The sequence below is a fragment of the Pseudarthrobacter sp. J47 genome, from assembly GCF_049810315.1.
Taxonomy (GTDB): Bacteria; Actinomycetota; Actinomycetes; order Actinomycetales; family Micrococcaceae; genus Arthrobacter.
The window spans coordinates 3,322,509-3,339,020 of record NZ_CP187358.1 but is presented as its reverse complement, the minus strand read 5'-3'; the positions used below and the strand labels follow the sequence as shown (position 1 = coordinate 3,339,020).

At 68.1% G+C, this 16,512-nt stretch carries 14 protein-coding genes; 9 read left to right on the top strand and 5 right to left on the bottom strand.

Annotation, left to right across the window (positions count from 1 at the left end; genetic code table 11):
- Nucleotides 1–20: 20 nt before the first annotated feature.
- From ACPJW8_RS15340 to ACPJW8_RS15320, 5 genes are read left to right on the top strand one after another with little or no spacing between them, the layout of a single operon-like run.
- Nucleotides 21–419 carry a hypothetical protein gene (locus tag ACPJW8_RS15340; RefSeq protein WP_330187141.1) on the top strand — a complete coding sequence of 133 codons (399 nt, stop codon included), beginning with the start codon at nucleotides 21–23 and terminating at the stop codon, nucleotides 417–419.
- A complete protein-coding gene (locus ACPJW8_RS15335; protein ID WP_330187142.1) occupies nucleotides 419–2,116 on the top strand; it encodes a HAMP domain-containing sensor histidine kinase in 1,698 nt (565 codons plus the stop codon). Before ACPJW8_RS15340 ends, ACPJW8_RS15335 begins: the two co-directional genes overlap by 1 nt.
- On the top strand, nucleotides 2,113–2,772 hold the full coding sequence (locus tag ACPJW8_RS15330; protein ID WP_330187143.1) for a response regulator transcription factor: 660 nt from the start codon (nucleotides 2,113–2,115) through the stop codon (nucleotides 2,770–2,772). The genes ACPJW8_RS15335 and ACPJW8_RS15330 overlap by 4 nt, the downstream gene beginning before the upstream one ends.
- A complete protein-coding gene (locus ACPJW8_RS15325; protein ID WP_330187144.1) occupies nucleotides 2,769–4,286 on the top strand; it encodes an SLC13 family permease in 1,518 nt (505 codons plus the stop codon). The genes ACPJW8_RS15330 and ACPJW8_RS15325 overlap by 4 nt, the downstream gene beginning before the upstream one ends.
- 25 nt (nucleotides 4,287–4,311) lie before the next feature.
- Entirely contained in the window at nucleotides 4,312–5,517 is a 1,206-nt protein-coding gene (locus ACPJW8_RS15320; RefSeq protein ID WP_425256362.1) for a glycerate kinase, read from the top strand.
- 32 nt (nucleotides 5,518–5,549) lie between these two features.
- Here ACPJW8_RS15320 and aroQ read toward each other — a convergent pair whose 3' ends face one another.
- From aroQ to acs, 3 genes are all read right to left on the bottom strand, one after another.
- Nucleotides 5,550–6,011, bottom strand: a complete 462-nt coding sequence (gene aroQ, locus ACPJW8_RS15315; protein WP_330187146.1) for a type II 3-dehydroquinate dehydratase — start codon at nucleotides 6,009–6,011, stop codon at nucleotides 5,550–5,552.
- A gap of 40 nt (nucleotides 6,012–6,051) precedes the next feature.
- The gene (locus ACPJW8_RS15310) at nucleotides 6,052–6,861 is read right to left on the bottom strand and encodes a DeoR/GlpR family DNA-binding transcription regulator (protein ID WP_330187147.1); all 810 of its coding nucleotides are present in this window, start codon (nucleotides 6,859–6,861) and stop codon (nucleotides 6,052–6,054) included.
- Between the two features lie 105 nt (nucleotides 6,862–6,966).
- Nucleotides 6,967–8,976 carry an acetate--CoA ligase gene (acs, locus tag ACPJW8_RS15305; protein ID WP_425256361.1) on the bottom strand — a complete coding sequence of 670 codons (2,010 nt, stop codon included), beginning with the start codon at nucleotides 8,974–8,976 and terminating at the stop codon, nucleotides 6,967–6,969.
- A 377-nt stretch (nucleotides 8,977–9,353) separates the two neighbouring features.
- Between acs and ACPJW8_RS15300 the strand changes: the two genes are divergently transcribed.
- From ACPJW8_RS15300 to ACPJW8_RS15290, 3 genes are read left to right on the top strand one after another with little or no spacing between them, the layout of a single operon-like run.
- Nucleotides 9,354–10,748, top strand: a complete 1,395-nt coding sequence (locus ACPJW8_RS15300) for a hypothetical protein (RefSeq protein WP_330187148.1) — start codon at nucleotides 9,354–9,356, stop codon at nucleotides 10,746–10,748.
- Nucleotides 10,749–10,755: 7 nt separating this feature from the next.
- The gene (gene nth, locus ACPJW8_RS15295; RefSeq protein WP_330187149.1) at nucleotides 10,756–11,679 is read left to right on the top strand and encodes an endonuclease III; all 924 of its coding nucleotides are present in this window, start codon (nucleotides 10,756–10,758) and stop codon (nucleotides 11,677–11,679) included.
- The gene (locus ACPJW8_RS15290; protein ID WP_330187150.1) at nucleotides 11,676–12,356 is read left to right on the top strand and encodes a CoA pyrophosphatase; all 681 of its coding nucleotides are present in this window, start codon (nucleotides 11,676–11,678) and stop codon (nucleotides 12,354–12,356) included. The genes nth and ACPJW8_RS15290 overlap by 4 nt, the downstream gene beginning before the upstream one ends.
- A 6-nt stretch (nucleotides 12,357–12,362) precedes the next feature.
- On the opposite strand, the gene ACPJW8_RS15285 is transcribed toward ACPJW8_RS15290, so the two are convergent.
- Both ACPJW8_RS15285 and ACPJW8_RS15280 read right to left on the bottom strand, forming a co-directional pair.
- Entirely contained in the window at nucleotides 12,363–13,268 is a 906-nt protein-coding gene (locus ACPJW8_RS15285) for a CHAD domain-containing protein (protein WP_330187151.1), read from the bottom strand.
- A 49-nt stretch (nucleotides 13,269–13,317) separates the two neighbouring features.
- Complete coding sequence (locus ACPJW8_RS15280) at nucleotides 13,318–15,078, bottom strand: bifunctional 3'-5' exonuclease/DNA polymerase (protein WP_330187152.1); 1,761 nt, start codon at nucleotides 15,076–15,078, stop codon at nucleotides 13,318–13,320.
- 139 nt (nucleotides 15,079–15,217) lie between these two features.
- Between ACPJW8_RS15280 and ssd the strand changes: the two genes are divergently transcribed.
- Entirely contained in the window at nucleotides 15,218–16,426 is a 1,209-nt protein-coding gene (gene ssd, locus ACPJW8_RS15275) for a septum site-determining protein Ssd (protein WP_330187153.1), read from the top strand.
- Nucleotides 16,427–16,512 lie beyond the last annotated feature (86 nt).

The window sequence follows — 16,512 nt, the reverse complement described above, 5'->3', positions numbered from 1 at the left end:
AGGCCTGCAACGATGAATGCATGCAAATGATGCGACGCATTCTCCTCCTGGCGGCGGTGCTCCTGGTTCCGGTGCTGCTGGCGCTGGCCGGCTCCCTGCTGGCGGCTCCGGCCGGGCCCGCACAGGTTGACTCCCGCCCGGTGGAGATGGGCGCCGGGCCGGACGGAAATCCGGCACCCGCCATGGAACCCACGACGGCGTCCGCCCCACCGCCCGATCCTGCACCGGTTCCCGCGCCAAAGCCCGAACCCGCAGCACCGGCACCACCGGCTCCGGCACCACCTGCTCCCGCGCCGCCCGCGCCAGCGCCGGCCCCGCCCGCACCTGCACCTCCGGCACCTGCGCCAGTGCAGCCCGCGCCGGCCCCGCCGGTTGTGATCGACGACGATGATGCCGACGACGATGGGGGAGACGACTGATGAAGCCATCAATCACCGGAGCCCGGAACGCGGCCCCGGACACCCAAACAGCGCCGCTGCCTGTATTGGCTATGCCGGCGGACGGCGAGCAGTCCGAGCAAACCCGGGAACCAGCCGGTGAGTCCGTGACGGCGCCGGTCCCTGCCCCTCCGTCCCGCAATCCCAGGAGCCATTGCAACAACGAGCGCCTTGGTTCGAGGATTCCTGCCCGCTGGCGGATTGCCGCGTGGATCCTGCTGACCACCGCGTTGACGCTGCTGGCAGTGATGCTGACCATGCGTTCGCTGCTCCTGAACGGTGCCACGAACCAGGCGCACCAGGACCTCAGCCAGGAACTTGAGGAGTTCAGGGCCTTTGCCAAGGAAGGCGTGGACCCCACCACGGCGCAGGCTTTTACGTCCATCGAAAAAATGCTGGGGGTCTACCTCAGCCGCCAGTCCGCTGCCAGGGGCGAAGTCATCCTCGGCAGCGTTGGCCCGCGGGTGATGTACACGCCCACCGGTGCCCTGGGCACCCATGCGGTTGGCCACGAATTGCCGCTGGACAACGCGCTGATGGAGCACATCCGCACCAGCGGCGACGTGTCCGGCATTGTGGACACCAGCGCGGGCGAGATGCATTGGGTGCGCCTGGCCGTGCAGTCCGGCGACGACACCGGGTACCTGATTGTGGGGGACTACATGGCGCCGCGTGAGGCCCAGGTGGCAGACACCGTCCTGACAATCTTCTTCGTCTCGCTGGGTGGCCTGTTGGTCACCGCGGGCATGGCCTGGCTGGTGGCCGGGCAGATCCTGCAACCGGTCCGCGCTGTGCGGGAGGTGGCAGAGGACATCTCCGAATCGGACCTCACGTCACGGGTTCCTGTCCGCGGCAATGACGATATCTCCGCCCTGGCCGTCACCTTCAACACCATGCTGGACCGGCTGGAAACGGCCTACCGCACCCAGCGGGCGTTCGTCGATGACGCCTCCCACGAACTCCGCACGCCCATCACCGTGATCAGGGGCCACCTGGAACTGATGGAGGACAACGCCGTCGACCGTCAACGCACGCTGGCCCTGGTGGACGACGAACTGGCGCGGATGGGCAGGATCGTTTCTGACCTGTTGCTGCTGGCCAAGGTGGAACGGCCCGGATTCAGCCAACCCAAACCCACAGACGCCGCCGGCATGCTCCTGGACATTGAAGCCAAGGCGCAGGTGCTCGGCGCGAGGGGCTGGCCCATCCTTGAGATCGCCGAGGGCACCATCACGGTGGATGCCCAGCGGATCACGCAGGCCGTACTGCAACTGGCCACCAACGCGTGCCAGTACTCGCCCGAGGGCAGCGTGGTGAGCCTCGGATCACGGTTCGACGGCGAGGGCGCGGCACGCGAATTCACCGTCTGGGTCTCAGACGAAGGCAGGGGAGTGGACGAGGAAGAGGCAGCCCGGATCTTCGGGCGCTTCCACCGCGGCAGCGCCGCCCATGAGTCGGACCGGGTGCGCCCCGGAGCGGGGCTGGGGCTGGCGATAGTCCGCAGCATCGCCGAGGCACACCACGGTGCAGCCTGGGTCAGGAGCAGCCCCGGCAAGGGCGCCACGTTCGGCATCAGTGTTCCGGCGCCTGATCAGGGAATTCCCGACGGCGGGGAGTCCCGCGGGAGCCACACCACAACCCCCACAGCAGCTGACCGAACGAAGGAGCAGGCCGGATGAGCCGGATACTTATTGCCGAAGATGACAGGCGCATCGCGGACTTCGTCGAAAAAGGCCTCCGGGCCGGCGGCTACTCCTGCGTGGTGGTGGACGATGGCGCAAGCGCCCTCCTGCTGGCCCGCTCCGGCGAGTTCGACATGCTCATCCTGGACATCGGGCTCCCTACCCTCAGCGGCTTCGAAGTGCTCGAACGGCTCCGGGGCGAAGGATCCAAGACCCCGGTGATTGTGCTGACCGCCAGTGACTCCGTGGCAGATACCGTTTACGGCCTGGAAAGCGGCGCCAACGATTACATGACCAAACCGTTCCAGTTCGCTGAGCTGCTGGCCCGGATCCGCCTGCGCCTCAACGACGAAGCCGATCCGGCCCCCGTCCTGACACTCAGCCACGGGGACCTGACCCTGGACCTGCGGAGCCGGCGGGTGCGCCGCGGCGACACCGTCGCGGACCTTACCGCCCGCGAGTTCTCCCTGCTGGAGGTCTTCCTCCGGCACCCCCGGCAGGTGCTCAGCCGGGAACAGCTGATCTCGCACGCCTGGGACATGGACTTTGATCCGGCGTCGAACGTGGTGGACGTTTACGTCCGCGCGCTCCGGGCCAAGATCGGCGCCGAACGCCTGGAAACGGTGCGCGGCGCGGGATACCGGTTGCAATGAGCGAGACCTACTACCGTGCCGCGCCGCCCCGGCAGGTCCTTCCGGAACCTGACCCGCAGCTGAGGTTCCTGGGGATCCTCAGCCCGGCAGCCGCCGTCGCGCTCCTGGTGGCCCTGGCCATGATGGCGGGGCTGGCCGTCAACGCCGCCAACAACTGGGGGCTGGGCAGCAGCGCGGCACTGACGCTGTGCATTTTCATTGCCGCGGTATGGCTGTGGGTGTTCTCCAAAGTGGAGGATACCTACGTGGCCCTGGGTGCCGCCGTCGCACTGGTGATCACCGGGACGCTGCCCACGGAGAGCCTCTTCGCCGCCCTGGGCGAGGACACCATCTGGCTGCTGATGGCGGCGTTTGTGATCGCCAGCGCCGTGGCCTCCACCGGACTCGCGGCGCGGGGAGCGGCGTTTGTGCTCACCGGAGCCAGGTCCGCGCGGCAACTGGCGCACCTGGCCTGCCTGGGCCTGGTGGTGACGGCGTTCGCCATCCCGGCAACCTCGGGCCGGGCCGCGCTGGTCCTGCCGATTTTCCTGTCCCTCCGCAACGCCCTGAAGGACAGGCCGGCAGTGGTGAAGATGCTGGCCGTCCTCTTTCCCACGGTCATCCTGCTCTCCGCCGTGAGCTCCTTCCTCGGCGCCGGGGCGCACCTGATCACCAGCCAGGTCCTGGAATCAGCTGGCTATGCCGGCTTCGATTTCGCCTCGTGGCTGCTGCTGGGGCTGCCGCTGGCGCTGGTGGCCTCCTTCCTGGCCACTGAACTGGTGGTCCGGTTGTTCACCTCCACCGAAGACAGGACCCGTCCGCTCCGGGTATGCCTGGACACCCTGCAGCAGGGCAGCCCCACGCCGGTGACGGGGCCGCTTGGCCTGGATGAGCAGCGCTCGCTGTTGCTCCTGGGGGCCGTGGTCACCCTGTGGTGCACCGAGCCCATCCACGGCCTGGACCCCGCGGTGGTGGCGCTGATTGGCGCGCTGGTGGTTTCCTCGCCGTCGTACGGTTCGGTCCGCCTGGGCGCTGCGCTGAAGAAGGTGCCCTGGTCCATGCTGCTGTTCATGGCAGCCACCCTGGCGCTGGGGTCCAGCCTGGTCACCTCAGGCGCGGCGGACTGGCTGGCGCAGTCGCTGCTGGGACCCGTGGAATTCCTGGGTGGCGCGAAACCCTACGTCTTCATGGTGGCCGTGGTGCTCATTTCCACCGCCGCGCACCTGGTGATCCAGTCCCGCTCGGCACGGTCCGCCGTCCTCATCCCCATTGTGGTGGCGTCCGCCGCACCCATGGGCGTGGATCCCATGGCGGCCGCCTTCGCCTCCACTGCGGCGGCCGGCTTCTGCCACACGCTCACCAGCTCCGCCAAACCCGTGGCGATCTTCGCCTCCACGGATGGCACGGCCAATTACGAGCCTGCCGACCTGCTCCGCCTTTCCGCCTGGCTGGCGCCCCTGAGTGCCGCCGTCGTCCTGTTGTTCAGTTTTGTGGTGTGGCCCGTCCTGGGCCTGCCGCTGTTCCCCTCCCGCTGATGCGGGATTACGAAGAAGGTGCCCCATGGTGATGTCCATTCCCCAACGGATCCTCGTTGCCCCCTCCGGCTTCAAAGAGAGCCTGGACGCCGCGGAAGTGGCCGCCGCGATCTCCGCCGGCATCCGCCGCGTGATCCCCGGCGTCCGGATACACGCTGTCCCCATGGCCGACGGCGGTGAAGGCACGGCGAAGGCGCTGGCCGGCGCCACCGGCGGCCGGATCATCCCCGTCAGGGTCACAGGGTCCGTCGGACAGCCCGTGGACTCACACTTCGCGGTGCTGGGCCGCGTTGGCCGGCCCACCGCCGTCGTGGAAATGGCCGCAGCGGCAGGCCTCCGGCTGGTGCCGGCGGACCTCCGCAACCCGGGGCTCACCACCACCCGCGGCGTGGGCGAGCTGATCCTCGCCGCACTGGACCAGGGGGTGGAAAGGATTGTGGTGGGCTGCGGGGATTCCGGAACGTCCGACGGCGGTGCGGGCGCCCTGCGTGCCCTGGGCGCCCGGATCACGGGTACTGACGGCCAGGACCTGCCGGAGGGCGGTGCCGCGCTGGCCGACGCTGCCGGCATTGACCTCAGCGGACTGGACCCGCGGCTGTCCGGTTGCAGCATTGAGCTGGCCGTAAACCCCTACAACGTGCTGTGCGGCAGCCAGGGCGTGGCCCGCGTGTTTGGGCCGCAGAAGGGCGCCACCCCGGAACAGGTGGAGGTACTCTCCAACGGGCTTGACCGGTGGGCCGCGCTGCTGGCGGAGGCCACAGGACTTTCCGAGGAGTCCCTGCGGACCGGAACGGGCACCGGTGCGTCCGGCGGACTCGGTGCGGGGCTGGCAGCAATCGGTGCCCGGCTGGTTCCCCGCTTTGAGCTGCTGCTGGATTCGGGCCTTGCGGGAATTGACCTGGACAACGCCATTGGTGCGGCGGACCTGGTGGTCACGGCCGAAGGCGCCATCGACTTCCAGACCCCGCGTGGCAAGGTTCCCGCCGAAGTGGCCCGAAGGTCCCAGGCCGCCGGTGTTCCGGTCCTGGCCTTCGCCGGCTCCATCGGCAAGGACGCAGCGGACGTGCACGCGGCCGGGATCGACGCCATTGCGGGCATCATCCCCATCCCCATGGACCTGGACCGGGCCGTGGCCGAGGGCGCCACGCTGCTGCGTGAAGCCACCGAGCGGACGTTCCGCGTGCTGCTGCTGGGCTCCGCGATCTCGTCCCGGCTGGGCGCTGCGGCTTAGCTGTTTGCTGCTGCCGCGGAGCTACCGCGGGGCTACCGCCGTGTGGCGAGGAAATCGATGGCCAGCTTGTAACCCTGGACTCCGGCGCCCACGATCACCGCTGTGCACACAGGGGAGAGGTAGGAGTGGTGGCGGAATTCCTCGCGCTGGTGCACGTTGGTGATGTGGACCTCGACGGCGGGAAGATCCACGGCTGCCAGGGCGTCACGCAGTGCCACCGACGTGTGCGTGTAGGCACCAGCGTTGATGACGATGCCCATGGCCGTGCCGCGCGCCGCGTGGATGGCGTCAAGGAGGTCGCCCTCATGGTTGGACTGGACACAGTCAACCGTGAGCCCGTGCGCGGAGGCGGCCTGGATGGCGAGCTGCTCGACGTCGGCCAGCGTGGACGTGCCGTACTTTTCCGGTTCCCGGGTGCCCAGCAGGTTCAGGTTGGGTCCGTTGATGACCAGGATGGTGCGGCCGGCGTCGGCGGCGGAAGGCGTGTCAGTCATGCCTGCAATCTATCGTGTTGCGGGCCCAGGAACGCGTTTCTTACGCGGAAACGGACGACGACGCCAGCCGGGCGATCCGCAGTTTCCCGGCCCGATCGCCCAGGATCCGCTGGGCCTCGGGGCTCAGGCCGTCATCGCTGATGACCTCGTCTGCGTCTTCCAGGTCCGCGATGCTGCTCATGCCCAGGGTGCCCCACTTGCTGTGGTCCGCGAGCACCACCACCTTGCGGGCAGTGGCCACGAACGCCCTGTTGGTTTCCGCCTCCAGGATGTTGGGGGTGGTAAATCCGGCGGCCTCGTCCATGCCGTGGACGCCCAGGAACAGCAGGTCCAGGTGCAGCTGCTTCAGCGCCGCGGTCGCGATCGGACCCACCAGCGCGTCCGACGGTGTGCGCTCGCCGCCGGTCAGGATCACCGTGGAGGAGAACCGGGCCGCGCCGGCGGATGAACCGCGGTGGAACAGATCGGCAATCCGGATGGAATTGGTCACCACGGTGATCCGGGGGCCGTGGACCAGCTGTTCTGCCAGCGCCCATGTGGTGGTGCCGGCACTGAGGCCAACGGCCATGCCTTCCTGCACCATCCCCGCAGCTTCTACGGCGATGGCCCGTTTTTCCGCCGTCAACTGCGTGGATTTCAATTCGAAGCCGGGCTCGTGGGTGCTGGCCGCGCCGGGAAGCTTGGCACCGCCGTGGATGCGTTCCACCTGTCCGGACTCTTCCAGCAGCTCAATATCGCGGCGGATCGTCATCAGGGAAACGCCCAGTTGCTGCGCGAGATCCGAGACACGGACCACACGTTCCCGCTGGACGGCGTCCACAATCACCTGGTGGCGTGCGGCAGGGAGCATGGGGACGGTTCCTTTGGTCGGTCAGGCAGGACTGACCCCAGCATACGGCGGCGGCGCCTCCCGCTGGGTGGGAAGCGCCGCCGCCGTACTTTTTACTGCCTGCCGTTACTTCCTCAGTGACGTGGCGATCTGCTGCATCACGGTGTTGTCCGAGAGCGTGGTGGCGTCCCCGACTTCGCGGCCTTCGGCGACGTCCTTGAGCAGGCGGCGCATGATCTTGCCGGAGCGGGTCTTGGGCAGTTCCGGGACCACCAGGATGTTCTTGGGCTTGGCGATCGGCCCGATTTCCTTGCCCACGTGGTTGCGCAGTTCCTGGACGATCTCGTCGCCGGAATCCACCACGTCGCCGCGGAGGATCACGAAGGCCACCACGGCCTGGCCGGTGGTCTCGTCCGCGGCACCCACGACGGCGGCCTCCGCCACCGCGGGGTGGCTCACCAGCGCCGACTCGATCTCCGTGGTGGAGAGCCGGTGCCCGGACACGTTCATCACGTCATCCACGCGGCCCAGGAGCCAGATGTCGCCGTCTTCGTCCTTCTTGGCGCCGTCGCCGGCGAAGTACATGGTCTCGAACCGGGACCAGTAGGTGTCCTTGAAACGCTCGGGATCGCCCCAGATGCCGCGGAGCATGGAGGGCCACGGCTCGCGGATCACCAGGAAGCCGCCGTGACCGTCAGGTACGGACTGGCCCATTTCATCCACCACGTCCACCGCGATGCCGGGCAGCGGAACCTGCGCGGAGCCGGGCTTGGTGGCGGTCACGCCGGGCAGCGGCGCGATCATCTGCGCACCGGTTTCGGTCTGCCACCAGGTATCCACGATGGGCGTCCTGTTGCCGCCAATCACGTCCCGGTACCACATCCAGGCCTCGGGGTTGATGGATTCGCCCACCGAACCGAGCAGGCGCAGCGAGGAGAGATCGTACTTGTCCGGGATCTCGCGTCCCCACTTCATAAACGTCCGGATGGCCGTGGGCGCCGTGTAGAGGATGGAGACCTTGTACTTCTCCACGATCTCCCACCAGCGTCCCTGGTGCGGGGAATCGGGGGTGCCTTCGTACATCACCTGCGTGGCGCCGTTGATCAGCGGCGCGTAGGCCACGTACGTGTGCCCGGTGACCCATCCGACGTCGGCGGTGCACCAGTACACATCCGTTTCCGGGTGGAGGTCGAACACTGCCCGGTGCGTGTACGCGCCCTGGGTGAGGTAGCCGCCGGTGGTGTGCAGGATGCCCTTGGGCTTTCCCGTGGTGCCGGAGGTGTAGAGGATGAACAGCGGGTGCTCGGAGTCATGCCCGACGGCGGTGTGTTCCGTTGACGCGGCGCCAACAGTTTCGTCCCACCACAGATCGCGGTCCGTGTGCCAGTCCACGTCCTGGCCGTTGCGCTTGACCACAATGACGTTCTGCACGGTGTGGCCGTCCCGGGCGAGGGCGTCATCCACGGCCGGCTTCAGGGCGCTGGGCTTGCCGCGGCGGTACGTTCCGTCAGCGGTGACCACCAGTTTGGCTTCGGCGTCCTCGATCCGGGAACGCAGCGCATCCGCCGAGAAACCGCCGAACACCACCGAGTGCACGGCGCCGATCCGGGCGCACGCCAGCAGGGTGATCACGGCTTCGGGGATCATGGGCAGGTAGACGGCCACGCGGTCTCCCTTGGCCACACCCAGGGACTCAAACGCGTTGGCAGCCTTCTTGACCTCTTCGGTGAGCTGCGCGTACGTGTACTGGCGGGTATCCCCGGGCTCGCCTTCGAAGTAGATGGCCACCCGGTCTCCCAGGCCGTTTTCCACGTGGCGGTCCAGCGCGTTGTACGCGGCGTTGACCTCGCCGCCCACGAACCATTTGGCGAACGGCGGGTTGGTCCAGTCCAGGGTCTGGTCGAAGTCCTTGCTCCAGGTCAGCAGCTCACGGGCCTTCTTCGCCCAAAAAGCCGGACGGTCCGCCTCGGCCTCGGCGTAATCGTCCTCGGTGACGACTGCGGAAGCCTTGAATTCGGCGGACGGCTCGAACCGGCGGTGCTCATGGAGCAGGTTCTCGAAAGCGTCGCCCTGCTTTGCTCCGGTGTCGACGGCGGCACCGGGGGTGATGTCCTGGGACATTGTGAACCTCATCATTCGTCGTTCTTGGCACCCGGAATGCTGTCCGTTCCGGCCGCGGAGGCGTATGCCACCGGCACTTCGCTGGGCTGCGGCCGGACGCAGCATCCCGTAAGGAGCTGTTCCGCTGACAGACTATCGCGTACGCCACATCATGCTGTGCCGGGCATCACAGGCAGTGCCGATGAGCGGCGTTTATTAAGCGCTGAATGGCGCGCTGATCTCTGCTTCGTGCTGGGTATTTGCGGCCGGCCGGGGAGTGCGTCCAGCTAGTGATCGTCAGGGCCGTTGGCTAGGCTGAGATGGAATTGTGATTTTGTGGCACTGAATTTTGTGGCACTGCCGGCCATCGCCGGGAAGCCCGCACCCGCGGGCGCCACGCTAAGGAGAACCGAATGAACAAGCAAAGCCCGGCTGAGGCCGAAAGCCGCCAGGACAGCACCACCGGCTCCCCAACGGCAGGAGCCGCGGTACCCGGCGCTGCCACGTCCGGGACGTCCGGCGCGTCCGGCGCGTCCGCCACGTCCGGGACTCCGGCCACTGGGACCGCTGGCGCTGCCAACCAGGCCGTCCTTGGCCCCTTCACCGTCCGGGACCTCACGGTCTTCGGTGCAGGACTCATTCTGTTCATCGCCTCGCTGCTGCCACTGTTCGCTGGGACGTTTAACCTGTGGAACCTCGGCAGCCTGTTCTCCCTGGGCCTGGGGATCCTCCTGCCGCTGATTGTGGTGGCACTCTTTGTGGCCCGGCGGTTGTCCCCCCAGGCAAACCTGCGCATCGGTTCGCTCTCCATCGACCAGTTCGCCTCGGTCACGGCGTCCTACACCCTGGGCTTCTTTTTCCTGGCCGCCGCGGCATCCTTCGAGCCCACCCTGCTCCTTGGCCTGCTCGGCGCGCTTGTCCTGTTCGCGGCAACCGTCCTGGGCCGCTTCATCCCCTACTTCGCGGGCGACTTCCTGAACCGGGCTGAGGTTCCTGCCCACCTCGTTGCGCGCGATGCCGCAGCTCCGGTCCGCAAGCCCCGTGCCCCCAAGGCCGCCAAGGCTGCCACCACCACTGAAGGCTCCGGCCGCGCCGTGCCTGCGTCCCAGTCAGTCGCCAGCGGTGCTGCCGCCACCTGGAAGGCCGCCGCTGCCAAGACCGCCGCCGCCGTGGCCTCGGTTACCGGCAAGGGCGATGCAGAGAACAGCGGTTCAGCGAAGAAGGATCACGCCGGTGCAGGCAATGCAACGTCCGACGCCGGAACTGCGGCCGGTGCCGCGTCCACCGGCGCCTTTGTGGGCACCGCAGCCGGCACGCCCGCTGCCGCATCCGGCACAGCGTCCGGTACTGCAGCTTCCGCACCTGCTTCCGGTCAGGCTGCAGCAGCTGCTCCTGCCGCCGCCGGGGCACCCACGGCTGCCTCCGCCGTCGTACCTCCCCACACCGAAGATGCGCAGGCCGCTTCAGGTGCCTCCGGCGCAGCCCAGCACCAGGATGCTGCCGCCGGCAGTGACTCCGCCCTTCCCGCCACCACTGTTAATCCGCAGGTCCGGAAGCAGGAGCCAATCGGCGCCACAGTGGATCCCGCCCACCGTCCCGAGGAACAGCAGCCGGCCTACGAGGCCTTCTGGTTCGCCGTGGCACAGCCCCGGACGGCAGTGGACCCGCGTACGGGCGCGCCGGCCTTTGTGATCGAGCCGGGTGGCTGGGTGCTGGCGCTCGAGGACCGCGGCCACGAATTCCTGGTCCAGCACACTGACGGCCGGGTAGGAATCCTGCGCGACCTCAGCAATATCGAACGGGGCTAGCACCACCATGACCACCCCGGTGGAATCCCTGGGCGACCAGGACGGCCTGCCCGCAGATCCCGCGCCGCAGGAAGCAGCGGGCAAGCCGGTGCACGGAGAATCGTTGCTGGCCCTCAAACGGCGTGCCCGCCGGATCAACAGGGAACTGGCAATCGCCTACCCTTACGCACACGCGGAACTGGACTTCCGCAACGCGTTCGAGCTCCTGGTGGCCACCGTCCTGTCCGCCCAGACCACCGACGTCCTGATCAACAAGATCACGCCCCTGCTGTTCGCCAAGTACCCTGACGCGCGGCACCTTGCCGAAGCCGATCCGGCCGAGCTGGAAGAACTCCTCAAACCCACGGGCTTCTTCCGGGCTAAGTCCCGGAACCTGCTGGCCCTGGCCAACAAGGTGGTGGACGAGTTCGACGGCGAGGTCCCCGGCAGGCTCAAAGACCTGGTGACGCTTCCCGGCGTGGGCCGGAAAACCGCGAACGTGGTGCTGGGCAACGCCTTCGGCGTCCCCGGAATCACCGTGGACACCCACTTCGGCAGGCTCGCACGGCGGTTCGGGTGGACCACATCCGAGGACCCGGTCCGCATCGAATCCGACGTCGCGGCGCTGTTTGAACGCAAGGACTGGACCATGCTGTCCCACCGCGTGGTGTTCCACGGACGCCGGGTCTGCCACGCGAGGCGGCCCGCGTGCGGTGCCTGCCCGGTGGCCAACTGGTGCCCCAGCTTTGGGCTGGGCGAGACAGATCCCGTCAAAGCGGCCAAGCTGCGCAAGTACGAACTGGCGCCCGGCAACGAGGCGCTCCTGAACCAGCTCCTGACCGAAACGCACCGTGCCGCGGAAATCCGGATGGCCTCCCAGAAGCAGGCCTCGCAGCTCGCTGCACAGAAACTGGCCTCCCAGAAGTTGGCCTCACAGAAACAAAACAGTTGAGCGCCCGGGAAGACCTCCTTGCCCTGGTGGCGGCCCACGAATCAGGTGCCGGAGCCGCCGGCCATCCGCATCTTGATCCGGCCGCCGTCGACGCCACCCTGGCACGACGGGCTGCCGTGCTGGTCCTTTTCGGAGTCCTGGACGACGTCCCGGCCGAATCGGACAAGCCCTATGCCGCGGCAGACCTGGACCTGTTGCTCCTGGAACGCGCCCATACCCTGAACTCACACCCCGGCCAGGTGGCCTTCCCCGGCGGCGGGATCGACTCCGGGGGAGAAGCCGCAGTGGAAGCAGCCCTGCGCGAAGCCGAGGAGGAAACGGGACTGGACCCCTCCGGCGTCGAAATCCTCGGTGTGCTTCCGGAGCTCGGCCTGATCCGGAGCAATTTCCTGGTGCGCCCCGTACTGGCCTGGTGGGCGGCGCCCTCCCCGGTCCGGGTGGTGGACTACGGCGAATCGGCGCAGGTCTTCCGCATCCCGGTCCGGGACCTCCTGGACCCTGCCAACCGGGTTACCGCCACCATTACCGCGGGCGGGCAAACCCACAAGAGCCCTGCCTTCCTGGTCCGGGACGTGGTGGTGTGGGGCTTCACCGGGATGATCCTCAACGAGCTGTTCGAACAACTGGGCTGGGCCGTGCCGTGGGACCGGGACCGCGAGTACCCGATTCTTCTGTAAGGACGCCTACTTTTTGAGGGCGGTCTTGGGCGCCGGAACCGGGTTTTGCCCCACGGCCCGGTAAAACTCCACCTCCGCGCTGTGCGCCCGGGCTGATTCCATACTCTCCAGGGCGGCAGCATCGGACGCGTCCAGGGCATGGCTGCCGGCGGCCGCATTCAGTCTGGCCCGGGCCACCACGGCGTCGTGCTGTTCGCCCAGGAGGCGTTGCTGGATCACCGCCGGTTCAAGGATGGTTCCGGCCCTGTCCGGGAAGGCATCCGCCACTGCCTCCACTGCGTAGCGCAGTTTCTTCAGCGCCTTGCGCGTCTCATGGAGGGCTGTGAAGTGTGCGTCCTCGGGAGTTTCAGCCATGGTTGCTTCCAGACGCTTCCGGACCTTTTTCCAGCGGGACTCCAGAGCCGCCCGCGCCTTCTTGCGGCCCATATTTTCGACGGCACTGGAATCAAGCGCGGTCTGCAGTCCCTTGATCGCGAGCCGGTATTCGTCGAGCCCAGGGGCCTCCGAGGCCAGCAGTTTCGCCCGGGCTGCCGAGTGCGCGTCCAACGCTCCAATAAATCCCCGGAGGGCGGCGGGGCGCCGCCACGGTCTCCCGGTATCCATGGCAAGCTCCAGGCGCCGGGCCAAGACGTAGGCGTCACGGGATTCACCCAGCCCGCGGGCCAGGTTCTTGAGCTTTTTCAGGTCCTGCAGGGGAAGCGGCGGCAGGAATTTCCGGTACGCGCTGACGGCGGACCTGAACCGCCGCAGCGCCAGCCGGGCGCCATGGACTGCCTCGGGATCAGCACCGGCGGCGAGGCCCAGATGCCCGTCAAGTTCCGTCAGCTGAAGCCGCGCATAGTGCAGCAGCGCGGCCCCGGCGTCGGACTTCCGGCCCTTTCCGGCTGCCGTCTTGGCTTTGTCATGGCTCATGGCGCCAGTTTCCACCCGTCCGTGGCCTGCGGCAACCTATGCGGCCCGCCTACTTGGCGGCGTCGTACGAATCCACCACGGCCACACTCACCGGGAACTCCACCGGGATCCTGCCGAACAGCAGCTCCTTGGCGGAGTTGGCGGCGTCCTCAATGGCCGCAACACACGCCGGCACTGCCGCAACAGGTGCGTGCACCATCACTTCGTCATGCAGGAAGAACACCAGTTCCCCGGTGGCCGAGCCGCCGGCACCCAAGGCCCGCAGCCGCCGTCGTAATTCCGCCAGCCAGCACGACGCCCAATCCGCAGCCGATCCCTGCACCACAAAATTCCTGGTGAACCTACCCCTGGACCGGGCGATCGATTCCGCGCGCCGCTGCTCTTCCGCAGACGTCGAACGCTGGCTCCGGTACCAGGCTTCGGAGGGCGGCGGGGTGCTCCTGCCCAGCCGGGTGCTCACGGTCCGCCCGGCCTCTCCATCCCGGGCCGCCCGCTCCACATACTCGACGGCGCGTGGATAGGTCCGCGCCAGCTGCGGCATCAGGCGGCCGGATTCACCGGTAGTGGCACCATAGATCGCCCCGAGCAGGGCCACCTTTGCCTTGGCACGGTCGCCGCCAAAACCCTGCGCGGCGATGCCGGCATAAAGGTCCTTGTCCCGGGCCGCCTCCGCCATTTTGGTGTCCTGCGCAAGAGCGACCAGGACGCGCGGTTCCAGCTGCGCGGCGTCCGCAACAATCAGCTTGTGGCCGGGTTCAGCATGCACGGCGCCCCTGATCTGGCGCGGGATCTGCAGGGCTCCGCCGCCCCGCGAGGCCCACCTCCCGGACACCACGCCGCCCACCACGTATTCGGGCCTGAACCGGCCATCCGCCACCCACGCGTCAAGCCATGCCCAGCCGTTGGCGGTGTGCAGACGCGAGAGCTTCTTGTATTCCAGCAGCGGCGCGATGGCGGGATGGTCCGATTCCTTTAGCTCCCACTGCCTGGTGGATTTCACTTCAATGCCGTTGCGGTGCAGCGCACGGATCAGTTCCTGCGGCGAATCGGGGTTCAGCCGGGGAGAATCCAGCAGCCGCCGCAGCTCATTGCCCAGGGCCTCCAGCTTGGCGGGCCGGTGGCCGTTGGCAGGGCGGGGACCCAGGAAATCCTCCAGGATGCTGCCGTGGATTTCCTCACGCCACGGGACACCGGCATGCTGCATTTCCGCAGCGATCATGGCGGAGGCCGACTCCGCGGCGAGCAGGAGCTGGAGCCTGTGCCGCTGGTTTCCCTCCCGGGGGACCTCGGCGACTGCCTGCTGCTGGGCCTCGAACTCGTCCCGCAGATCCTTCAACCGGAGCCCCTGGCCGTTGGCCGGGCCTGTTGCGCTTCCCGGGCCGGCCGGGCCCGCGCCCAGGTGCTGCGGCGCGTCGAACAGCGAACCCTGGTTGGCGGGCGGGGGCGGCGGACGAAGCGCCCGCGGCGGCTCTGCAAGGCCCTCCTCTGCCGGAAGCCTGTCACTGGACTGCGCATAATCCGTGTGGAGCGTGAATTCGGAGAACGCCAGGATGTTCCCGCACAGCGTCAGGTCATGGCAGCGTTCCAGCTCGACGCCGGCAGCCAGGAACCGCGGATACCAGTCCTGCGTGCGGTGCCAGACCCAGCGCGGCCGGGTGCTGCTTCCGGCATTTTCCAGGCCGCGGACGACGGCGGGAAGTTCTGCGGCGCGCACAACCCTGGGTTCGGGGCGGTCGGGGTGGGGATCGCCGTCGGCTGTCAGTGCCTGCAGCGCCGCCCCGTCAGGGTGGGAGGCGAGGAGCAGGTACATATATCAATTCTGCCCGTTCCTGAGGTGGTCTCCGTACCGCTGGTTTCCGTATGTGGACAGGTGGCTTCGCCCTCCACGGTTTTCCACATAGCGGGTTCGGTCCCTTACCTGCCAGGTTCCGGGCGGGCACAGTGGCTCCATGAACAGGCACCAACAGCCCACAGGATCACCGGCGCTTCCGGCAGCCCAGCCGCTCCGTCCCGCGGCCACCCTTCCGTCCGCCGTGCATCCACGTTCCGGCGGCCAGGTGGAGCGCATTGTTGTGGACCGCGACGAGCCGTGGCTGCCTGGGGAATCGGGCGAGATCCTGCTGGTTACTGCCTTCGATTTCCTGCGCAATGAAGTCGGCCGCATTGTGGCGGCCGCCGGCGGGCAGCTGCGCTGCGTGGATGACGCCGTCCAGGCGGCGCCCTACTGGGATTCCGCGGAGGCCGTCCTGGTGGGCAGCGACGTCCGCGAACTGCCGCCCCGCCGTCGGGCTCCCGCTGTCCTGGTGGGAACCAGCGGTGAAGGTGACGGACTGTGGCATCTGGCCGCGTCGCTCGGAGCCGAGCGTGTTGCGGTGCTCCCGGACGCAGCCGGCTGGCTGGCGGAGCATCTGGCACGTTCCAGGTCGCCGGAAGCAGGCGGGCTTGTGATTGGAGTGACGGGCGGCTGCGGCGGGGCCGGGGCCAGCACTGCGGCCATCTGGCTGGCCCAGGCAGCTGCCGGGCTGGGGGCAAGCGCCCTCCTGATAGACGGCGATCCCTGGGGTGGCGGGCTGGAACTGGCCCTGGCGGCTGAGGAATCGGCAGGCCTGCGCTGGCCGGACCTCGCGGAGGCCAGCGGCAGCATCGACTCCGAACAACTGAAGCAGTCGCTGCCCGTTGCCGGCGGCTTTTCATTCCTCTCCTGGCCGGGCAGCCGCGACAGGCCCGCCGTCATTCCCGGGGAAACACTGGCCGGCGTCCTGGATGCCGCCCGGCGCGGATTCGAGGTAGTGGTGGTGGATGTTGGGCGGGCCCCGGAGCAGTTCCAGCAGTTCGCCTGGGACTGCGACAGGATCCTGATCGTGATCCCGCCCCAACTCAAGGCAGCGGTGGCCGCGGCAAGACTGGTGCAGGAGCTTCCTCCGGTGGAGACGGGCATGCTGGTCCGGGGCCGGGCCAGGACCGCGCTCGACGCCGCCATGGTTTCCGAAGCTGTCAGGCTGCCCATTCACGGTTACATTCCGGAAGTCCGGGGCACAGCCGCGGCCACGGAAGCCGGCGGCCTGCTGGACCTCGGGAAGCGGCGGTCCGTGCGCCGTTTTGCGGTGGGCGTGCTGGACGCCGTGGACGATGTCCTGTACCCGGCGGACCTGGCATGAACGCACTGCCGGCGGGCCGGCGTCGACGCCTTGCGGGTCCGGTTGACGTCCGGAATGGTGAACGCCGGAGTGCTGACGCCGGTCAG

Excerpts from the sequence above, each read along its gene's own strand:
- ACPJW8_RS15340 (WP_330187141.1), top strand. The coding sequence starts at position 21 with ATGCAAATGATGCGACGCATTCTCCTCCTGGCGGCGGTGCTCCTGGTT.
- ACPJW8_RS15335 (WP_330187142.1), top strand. The coding sequence starts at position 419 with ATGAAGCCATCAATCACCGGAGCCCGGAACGCGGCCCCGGACACCCAA.
- ACPJW8_RS15330 (WP_330187143.1), top strand. The coding sequence starts at position 2,113 with ATGAGCCGGATACTTATTGCCGAAGATGACAGGCGCATCGCGGACTTC.
- ACPJW8_RS15325 (WP_330187144.1), top strand. The coding sequence starts at position 2,769 with ATGAGCGAGACCTACTACCGTGCCGCGCCGCCCCGGCAGGTCCTTCCG.
- ACPJW8_RS15320 (WP_425256362.1), top strand. The coding sequence starts at position 4,312 with ATGGTGATGTCCATTCCCCAACGGATCCTCGTTGCCCCCTCCGGCTTC.
- aroQ (WP_330187146.1), bottom strand. The coding sequence starts at position 6,011 with ATGACTGACACGCCTTCCGCCGCCGACGCCGGCCGCACCATCCTGGTC.
- ACPJW8_RS15310 (WP_330187147.1), bottom strand. The coding sequence starts at position 6,861 with ATGCTCCCTGCCGCACGCCACCAGGTGATTGTGGACGCCGTCCAGCGG.
- acs (WP_425256361.1), bottom strand. The coding sequence starts at position 8,976 with ATGATGAGGTTCACAATGTCCCAGGACATCACCCCCGGTGCCGCCGTC.
- ACPJW8_RS15300 (WP_330187148.1), top strand. The coding sequence starts at position 9,354 with ATGAACAAGCAAAGCCCGGCTGAGGCCGAAAGCCGCCAGGACAGCACC.
- nth (WP_330187149.1), top strand. The coding sequence starts at position 10,756 with ATGACCACCCCGGTGGAATCCCTGGGCGACCAGGACGGCCTGCCCGCA.
- ACPJW8_RS15285 (WP_330187151.1), bottom strand. The coding sequence starts at position 13,268 with ATGAGCCATGACAAAGCCAAGACGGCAGCCGGAAAGGGCCGGAAGTCC.
- ACPJW8_RS15280 (WP_330187152.1), bottom strand. The coding sequence starts at position 15,078 with ATGTACCTGCTCCTCGCCTCCCACCCTGACGGGGCGGCGCTGCAGGCA.
- ssd (WP_330187153.1), top strand. The coding sequence starts at position 15,218 with ATGAACAGGCACCAACAGCCCACAGGATCACCGGCGCTTCCGGCAGCC.